The sequence below is a fragment of the Paraglaciecola sp. genome, assembly GCF_030730205.1.
Lineage (GTDB): Bacteria > Pseudomonadota > Gammaproteobacteria > Enterobacterales > Alteromonadaceae > Paraglaciecola.
The window spans coordinates 50,878-58,598 of record NZ_JANQVQ010000068.1; the positions used below are offsets into that span (position 1 = coordinate 50,878).

The 7,721-nt window shown below is 42.4% G+C and carries 9 protein-coding genes; 5 read left to right on the plus strand and 4 right to left on the minus strand.

Going from position 1 to position 7,721, the window contains the following annotated elements; translation table 11 throughout:
* Positions 1–37 precede the first annotated feature (37 nt).
* From NWQ57_RS06070 to NWQ57_RS22640, 3 genes are all read left to right on the plus strand, one after another.
* Positions 38–526 (plus strand): phosphatidylglycerophosphatase A, encoded by a 489-nt coding sequence (locus NWQ57_RS06070; protein ID WP_306021243.1) that lies wholly within the window; start codon positions 38–40, stop codon positions 524–526.
* Positions 527–679: 153 nt separating this feature from the next.
* Positions 680–958: a hypothetical protein gene (locus NWQ57_RS06075; RefSeq protein ID WP_306021244.1), complete on the plus strand. Its 279-nt coding sequence runs from the start codon at positions 680–682 to the stop codon at positions 956–958.
* 49 nt (positions 959–1,007) lie between these two features.
* Positions 1,008–1,223 (plus strand): cysteine-rich CWC family protein, encoded by a 216-nt coding sequence (locus NWQ57_RS22640; protein ID WP_372340893.1) that lies wholly within the window; start codon positions 1,008–1,010, stop codon positions 1,221–1,223.
* A gap of 2 nt (positions 1,224–1,225) precedes the next feature.
* Here the strand turns inward: NWQ57_RS22640 and NWQ57_RS06080 are convergent, their stop codons facing one another.
* Positions 1,226–1,612 carry a VOC family protein gene (locus NWQ57_RS06080; protein ID WP_372340894.1) on the minus strand — a complete coding sequence of 129 codons (387 nt, stop codon included), beginning with the start codon at positions 1,610–1,612 and terminating at the stop codon, positions 1,226–1,228.
* Positions 1,613–1,792: 180 nt separating this feature from the next.
* Here NWQ57_RS06080 and NWQ57_RS06085 point away from each other — a divergent pair, with 180 nt between their 5' ends.
* Positions 1,793–2,881, plus strand: a complete 1,089-nt coding sequence (locus tag NWQ57_RS06085) for a hypothetical protein (protein WP_306021245.1) — start codon at positions 1,793–1,795, stop codon at positions 2,879–2,881.
* Positions 2,882–2,958: 77 nt separating this feature from the next.
* On the opposite strand, the gene NWQ57_RS06090 is transcribed toward NWQ57_RS06085, so the two are convergent.
* The 3 genes from NWQ57_RS06090 to NWQ57_RS06100 form a co-directional block, all read right to left on the minus strand.
* Positions 2,959–4,806, minus strand: a complete 1,848-nt coding sequence (locus tag NWQ57_RS06090; protein WP_306021246.1) for a DUF885 family protein — start codon at positions 4,804–4,806, stop codon at positions 2,959–2,961.
* A 290-nt stretch (positions 4,807–5,096) separates the two neighbouring features.
* Positions 5,097–6,500, minus strand: coding sequence for an MBL fold metallo-hydrolase RNA specificity domain-containing protein (locus tag NWQ57_RS06095; RefSeq protein WP_306021247.1), 1,404 nt, complete (start codon positions 6,498–6,500; stop codon positions 5,097–5,099).
* A 136-nt stretch (positions 6,501–6,636) separates the two neighbouring features.
* Entirely contained in the window at positions 6,637–7,308 is a 672-nt protein-coding gene (locus tag NWQ57_RS06100; RefSeq protein WP_306021248.1) for a hypothetical protein, read from the minus strand.
* A gap of 176 nt (positions 7,309–7,484) precedes the next feature.
* Here NWQ57_RS06100 and NWQ57_RS06105 point away from each other — a divergent pair, with 176 nt between their 5' ends.
* Entirely contained in the window at positions 7,485–7,700 is a 216-nt protein-coding gene (locus NWQ57_RS06105) for a TIGR02450 family Trp-rich protein (protein ID WP_306021249.1), read from the plus strand.
* Positions 7,701–7,721 lie beyond the last annotated feature (21 nt).

Below are 7,721 nucleotides of genomic sequence, written 5' to 3' on the forward strand. Positions count from 1 at the left end.
CGTATTTCAGTTTTTCTTACAACAAATTGGCCTGCATATGCAGGCTGAACTGCGTCAAAGAGTCTCATTGAAAAATCCTGTGCATTTTTTAGCACTTGGGTTTGGTAGTGGTTTAGCGCCTAAGGCGCCTGGTACCTTTGGTACTCTCGCGGCCTTACCCTTGGTGCTAGTGCTCGGTTTATTTACCAGCTTACCTATTTATATCGCGCTTTGTGTGTTGTTTAGCCTTGCGGGAATTTGGTTGTGTGGCCGCACTGCCGAAGATATGCAAGTGCATGACGATTCGTCTATCGTATGGGATGAAGTTGCTGGCATGATGATCACCATGATTGCGGTGCCGCTTACTTGGCAAAATGTCGTGCTTGGTTTTATCTTATTCAGACTATTTGATATCGCCAAACCGTGGCCAATAAGTTACCTAGATAAACATGTACACGGGGGCTTTGGTATCATGGTTGATGATGTATTGGCCGGGGTGTTTTCGTTAGTCTGTGTGCACCTTTTCCTTGCCTCTCCTTGGTTCTAGTTCAGATTTTAGTTTCGTACAATTCATTAATATTTTTGTTTTAAGCTTAGTTTTTTCTCTCTTTATTGAACTAGTTATGTGCATTTGCATCAAATGTAACTATAAGGTTAATAAGCCTTTGCAACTTTCCCTTTTAACTGAAGAAACTAAGTCATGGCAACGTTAAGTAATTCAACTCTCCACTCCACAGCACCTAAAAATGGGTTTGAGCCAGCGAAACCCATTTTGTATATTCTGTTAGATATTTTGGGTGTGTTAATGATATTTCTCGGTTTAGCTCAGCAATTTGGTAAGGGAAACGTACTCCCTGACGTGATGAATATTCACTACTCTGGGCTAATTATGATGAGTTTAGGGTTGGCCTTAACCCTGCCATTTTTTGCATGGACAGTAAAAACCTGTAGTAAAATTCTGAATAATATTTCAATTTAAGACCAGATGAGGGCCAAAATCGTCGTAACTAGAGTGTCCCAAATTTCCTATGAGTAGCGTGCAAGTTTGCCCATTCTGCCAACTACATAATGCATGTGGCATTGATAAAATTGAACAATGTTGGTGTGTGGTACAAACCATTCCGGCTGCTATGATATCTCTGTTGCCCGCAGAACATCAAAATACGCACTGTATCTGCGCCTCGTGTGTGCAGGCATTCAATGCTAACCCAGATACTTTTTCACTGGTATCGCACAGTAAGTAAGCTCAACTTAGTGAGTGCAAGCCAAACATATTTCCTTCGGTGTCGACAGCTAAGACAATAAACCCGTATTCACCAATCGACATCTTATCACGCTGGATTTTACCGCCGGCTTTTTCAACCCGTGCAGCATTAGTGGCACAATCATCAACGTTAAAATACACCAAGGTGCTGTTGCCGCCTGATGGGAACCCCGGCATGTATACCAGAGCACCACTGGCACCGTAGATATCCATATTAGAGGCAAAGCCGTACATGTTGATTTCTGCAGGCCCCATGGGCTTGAGTTCAGTTTCTAATACAGTTTCATAGAACTGTTTCGCTCTAGACATGTCTTGTACGTATATTTCAAACCATGAGACGGGATTTCTGATCAGTGGATTAGACGCCATATTCTATTTTCTCTTAGGGTAAAAAGGTATTTCTAGAGTATCACCGCGTGTTTGTCGAATTTAACTCAGTTTTAGTTCATTGCAGCAGAATGTATTGAGAAGGCTCAAGCTTAAATAAAACGTTCATACAAAGATGCGATGCTTAATGGTTGAAAAATTAGCCCAAGGCAAACAACCACTATGAAACTTAATTCCATTAAAACTCGCTTAGTTCTGATTATTTCAATCTGTTTATTTGGCATGCTGATCTTGGTTGTAAACCAAATTTATAACACACAGCGCTTAGTTAAATTAAACAATCAAAACAAACAGTTACTAAAATTGAGTCAGGGTTTATTGCAACTTCGTCGTCACGAAAAAGACTTTATGCTGAGATTAGATCCTCATTACATCGAGATGTTTCGACAACGAGCAGAGCAGTTTAGTGAGCAGATTGAGCAGATAAAATCATACTTTGATGAATTTACCCAAAGTGAAAGGGCGTTCAACGAGTTACACTCCAGTTTTGTGTTGTATCACAGTCAATTTCTCGCGTTGTCGAGATTGCAACAGCAAATTGGACTTGATGAAAATAAAGGTTATCAAGGGCAATTTAGGCAGGCCACCCATGCGCTGGAACAAGAATTGATTGCGCAAAAGCGCGTAAATATGCACATCGTCTTACTGCAAATTCGCCGCAGTGAAAAAGACTTTTTACTGCGTAAAAATAGGCAATATGTTGAGCAAGAACAGCGTCTTTATCAGCAACTTCAAGCCGCAATGCACTCACTTGAGCCAAATGACGAAGCCCTATTACAAGGTCACTTAGATACCTATCAGCAAGGCTTTATGCAATTAGTTGCCGCTTATCAAGAAATGGGCTTAGACCATAATTCGGGTTTACAAGGTCAGTTTCGTCAGCAGGCGCATGAACTAGAAGCTCAACTGAATGAGGTAAGCCATCAATTTGAAATTTTGATCAGTGAAGCTGAGTATCAAGTTGAGCGAAACAGTTTGCTGATCATGGCTGTGACATCGTTGATACTCATGGTGGTATTACTCAGAAGTTATCTTACTTTTCAGCGCGCGTTTCTAAACTTCGTCATGTTTTTTTATCGCTGTAAACGGGAGTATCAGCACATGGACAGCAACAAACTGGGCTTTGCAGAGTTTAAATATTTAGCGACTATTGCTAATGAAATGATTGACGCTCGGCGTGATATTGAACGTCAGCTGCAAGCAGCTCATCAGCATATTGCCAAACTCAAACAGGAACCTGAACAAATTTAACTGGGTCAAGTTGAGTGAAATGTTGAGTACAAAAAATCCGGCATATGCCGGATTTTTAAAACTGACTTAAGCTAGCTTTATAATTGTTTAGCGACCCATGACTCTATTTTTGTTTGAAGTAAATTCAGTGGTACTGGGCCATCTTTAAGCACTTGGTCATGAAAATCTCGGATATTGAATTTATCGCCCAATTTGTTTTTGGCGTATTCACGTAATTCCATGATTTTCAGCTTACCGATCATATAGGCAGTAGCTTGGCCGGGCATGGCAATATATCTTTCGATTGCTTTCACCGAGTCATTTTCTGGATTAGGGGTATTGGCCACCAAATATTCAATGGCTTGTTCTCGACTCCATTTTTTAGCATGGATACCTGTGTCGACCACTAAGCGACATGCGCGCCATAACTCCATCGCTAAGCGACCAAAGTCAGAGTAGGGGTCTTTATAAAAGCCCATATCTTTGGCTAATTCTTCTGAATACAAACCCCAGCCTTCAGTGTAAGCAGTGAACGAAGCGTATTTTTGGAATTCAGGGATCCCATCTAGCTCTTGCGCAATCGCTCGTTGCATGTGGTGACCGGGAATACCTTCATGGTAGGCCAGCGCTTCCATCTGGTAGGTTGGCATGTCCTTAGTATTGTACAAATTTGCGTAATAGGTGCCTGGTCGAGAGCCGTCTTTTGAGGGGCTTTGATAAAAGGCTTTACCAGCGGATTTTTCTCTAAAGGGTTCAACTTGTTTAACGACCATGCGGGCTTTTGGCAACAAACCAAAGTAATCCGGTAGCATAGACTCCATGGTATCAATCAAGGCTTTGGCTTCAAGTAAATAGGCCTGCTTACCCTCATCGGTATTGGGATAGTAAAACTGCTCACTACTACGCATGAATTCGAAGAATTCAGTTAAGCTGCCTTCAAACTTCACGGTTTGCATAATATCTCGCATGGCATTGTGAATACGCTCTACATTTTGCAAACCGATGTTGTGCACCTCATCAGCGGTTAAATCTGTCGTGGTAAACCATGCTAATCGATTAGCGTACCAACTATCGCCATCGGGTAATCGCCATACGCCGTCACCTTCTGGCGTGAGTGCTCTTTGAGTGTTTAGTGCTTCAATCAAAGATAAGTAGGCCGGTTGCACTGTCTCCAGTAAGGCGCTTTTCGCTTGTTGTAAAAATTGCTCTTTTTGCGCTGGCGCGATATCAAGCTTAGCTACTTTGCTTTGAAAATCTTGCCAAATGGTTGACGTATTATCTGAATCATCAAACGGGCTACCACTGATCACATTTTGTGAGGCTTGGATCATTTGATCATAAGACCAGCGAGGCGGAAATACGCCCAACTCTTCACGAATTTTTAATTGGTCGATCGTTTGTTTAAAAAGCTGCTCTGTGCCTCGTAAACGCGATACATAGTCTTGTGCATCTTTTGGGGTTTCGACTTTATGTATGTTTATCAAGAAGCTGGGTACCATGGTATGCACAGCACTGAACTGATGCATAATATAGGTGTGATGACGAAATTTATCGTTTGCCAGTTTGCGCTCTAAATCGATTTTAGCAATGGATAAACTCAGTTGTTCTAACTCTGTGAGTTTGGTCTCATCAAAGCCTTGTAACTCGGCTAAACGCTGTATTCTAATTTTCTGGGTTTGATCATTAGCTGCTTCATCGATTTGATCCCAACTATCGTAGTTCCACTTATAGCCGAGATAACTTTGAGACTGGGGTGAGCGTTTGAGATCTTGTTCAAACATATCTGCAAAATACGTCGCTAAACGGGTGGATTCGCTTTCAGCTACGGTGCTCACTGCGCTGGTAGCGTTGGCTGTATGGCTTTGATTTGATGTGCTATTTTCACTGCAACCGAGCATAGATAGTGCGAGTAAGGTCATGGGAAACAAAGTATTGATCTTTTTCATTTTAAAAGCCCTTTCATCGTTTTTATTGTAATGGTGTTTATCCGCTCTGCGTTTTTGGCCCCCTAGCACAAAACACACAAGCTGGATGATCGCCAAGACTTTAGCATTGCCAGTGTCGCTTTACTGCCGAAAAAAGATAAAGTGACAGCGCCTTGCGTCCAATTCAATCAGCTAAGTCGATTTTACTTAATTGAATGATGCAATAAGGGGGAAGCGTAAATAATAAGTTGCATAGAAAGAGCTGAAACTCTGTGACTGAGCCCCAGCTCAACAAGATTGGATCAAACCAACTAAAAGACCATACTTTGCCCGAGGCTTGGAACGAGCGCTCTGATGCCTTTATCAGTCCATAATTTTTGCGCCAGTGTTTCTAGTGCCTGTGGCTCGCCATGCACTAACACTACTTTAGGTGAGGTGTCGAAATGACTGAGCCATTCAATTAATTCGCTTTGACCGGCATGTGCAGAAAAACCACCCAGTGTTTCAATCTGAGCCTTAACGACGTAATCATCGCCAAACAGTTTTAAGCGCGATAGCCCATCCACTAATAAGCGCCCTAGCGTACCATTTGCTTGGTAGCCACAAAAAATAACAGTGTTACGGGCATCCCATATTCGTTGTTTAAAATGATGCCGTATGCGGCCACCTGTGCACATTCCACTGCCCGCAATAATGATTGCGCCTTTTTTTATTTTATTCACCAGCATGGATTCATCCGGTGAAACCGATAAAAACAAACGGGGAATAAAATCGCTTAAAATAGAGTGAGCATGAGGGCTGGCTTGTTCAATTTCGCTGCGATCAAGGGCATGAAACCATTTGTCATATACACGAGTAACTTCAATCGCCATGGGGCTATCTAACACCACTTGCCAGTTATCTAGTAAGCCCTCTTGATGTAAACAACCCAAGTAAAACAAGATCTCTTGAGTGCGCCCTACGGCAAATGCGGGGATCATAATATTGCCGCCCCTAGCCTCAGTGTCGCGCAAAATCGTTTTTAATTGATTAACGGTATCATCGATTGACTTGTGGTTGCGATCGCCATAAGTTCCCTCCATCAGGACTACGTCAGCCTGCGTGAGAATGCTAGGATCTTTCATTAATACCGCGCTTTTGTTACCTAAGTCACCGGAAAAAACCAAGGTTTTTTGTTCTTCGCGTTCAGTAAACTTTAACTCGACTATAGCTGAGCCTAGAATATGCCCTGCATCGTGGAAACAAACTGAGGCATCATCGGCTACGTGAAATGGTTTTTTATAAGGATGCGCGACACATTGACTCAGTGCTTGCAGTACATCTTGCTCGCTATATTCAGGTTCGAGCAAGGGCTTGCCTTTTCGGGCGAGGCGGCGATTTTCCCGCTCCAGATCGCTCATATAAATACTGACTGAATCACGCAACATGACCACTAACAAGTCAGCGGTTTCTAAAGAGCAATAAATCGGTCCGGTAAAACCGTCGTGTACTAATTTGGGCAACATGCCACTGTGATCAAGATGAGCATGAGACAGTATCACCGCATCAATAGAGGCAGAGTTAAAAGCAAAATGACCATCGCCTATACGCGCAATTGAATTTCCGCCTTGATGCATACCACAATCAAGTAATAGCTTTCCAAAACTTGCTGACTCGACTAAATGACAAGAGCCAGTCACTTCTTGCGCCGCTCCCCAAAAATAAACAATGGCCATCGTAGTTACCGCGAAAAGTTAACAAAATGTAAAATAACTATATCGCGCAATAAAACGGTGACTTTGTTTTAGATCAAGTTTGCCGGCTATATTGCTTGGCTTTGAGCACGGGCAGGTAGTTGCCGCTAAAGGCAACCTACCTTGCTGAATTAGTGCTTGCTTCGCTAAGCCCCAAGGTCTGCTTTAGCTCTTCGAAAAAGGGTGTTGCCTCACCACGAGCGTTATGGTTTAGCCGCTGATTGGATAAAGTAAAACTATCGATATTAAATAAATACTCACGTGCTTGAGTTAGATAAGCCACCACATCAGGCTCACTGATATCCGCTTCTTGTAATTGTTTGGCGTACTGCTGCGATGTGCCCAACTCGATTAATTCAGCCAACTTATTAAGGGTATCTAATTGCTTTTGCAGAGTTTTATTACGATCCAAGTACGTCTGCAACTGCTGCATCGCTCGGTCATCGGGTAGAGCCTGATGTTGTACTTGCCAATACCCATCGATATGTTTAAGGTCTACTGACTCCTCAATCCCCAAATCTTGCGCGACTTGTTGTAAGTCTTTACTCACGCTAAGCATGTTAAAATTGAACATGTTCTCTAGGCTCTGTAGGTTTAAGCTGGTATCTCCACTTTGAATTTGCGCTAAGGTGCTGTCCAAATCACCCGTGGCAATATCACGTTGCAGGTTGCGGATATCATTACCGACATCTTGTTTTTGTTTGGCGGCTAAACTCGCTAAGCTTGAGTCAGCTTTACTTGAATTTGAAATGTAATCAAAAAGTGAGAGCGGCGTGTTAAGTACTTGCATGTATCGTCCTAGGGTAACGCTTGTGACTTGCTTTGAGAAATACAGCAAAACACAGGCCATTACGCTTAATTAAGTCAAGCCCTCACTTAAAAACGATCTAAATCGTAATCTAGCGCTTACAAGAGCCTTATTAGCCAGACCTTATTTGTTTTACCTTTATTAGGACAATGACAACTGTGAATAGAGTTAACCCTAAAAAATTACTCAATACCAAGTGGACTGCAGTGATGCCAATAAATAAAGAAAAGCATTTTATCATCACCAAGGTCGAGTTTGACGAAGAAGGTGAAGTACTTGGATGTGTAATTGAAGCCATTATGAGTAAGCGCGAACAAGCCATTCAATGGCAAAACTTACAAGACTCAAATGTGTGGTTGCAAGGTTGGAAATAAGGAGGCCGTCACGCTATGCAA

Bases quoted from the DNA above. Each gene is read 5' to 3' on its own strand.
- NWQ57_RS22640 (WP_372340893.1), top strand. From the start codon at position 1,008: ATGAGTAGCGTGCAAGTTTGCCCATTCTGCCAACTACATAATGCATGT.
- NWQ57_RS06090 (WP_306021246.1), bottom strand. From the start codon at position 4,806: ATGAAAAAGATCAATACTTTGTTTCCCATGACCTTACTCGCACTATCT.
- NWQ57_RS06080 (WP_372340894.1), bottom strand. From the start codon at position 1,612: ATGGCGTCTAATCCACTGATCAGAAATCCCGTCTCATGGTTTGAAATA.
- NWQ57_RS06100 (WP_306021248.1), bottom strand. From the start codon at position 7,308: ATGCAAGTACTTAACACGCCGCTCTCACTTTTTGATTACATTTCAAAT.
- NWQ57_RS06075 (WP_306021244.1), top strand. From the start codon at position 680: ATGGCAACGTTAAGTAATTCAACTCTCCACTCCACAGCACCTAAAAAT.
- NWQ57_RS06085 (WP_306021245.1), top strand. From the start codon at position 1,793: ATGAAACTTAATTCCATTAAAACTCGCTTAGTTCTGATTATTTCAATC.
- NWQ57_RS06070 (WP_306021243.1), top strand. From the start codon at position 38: ATGCAGGCTGAACTGCGTCAAAGAGTCTCATTGAAAAATCCTGTGCAT.
- NWQ57_RS06095 (WP_306021247.1), bottom strand. From the start codon at position 6,500: ATGGCCATTGTTTATTTTTGGGGAGCGGCGCAAGAAGTGACTGGCTCT.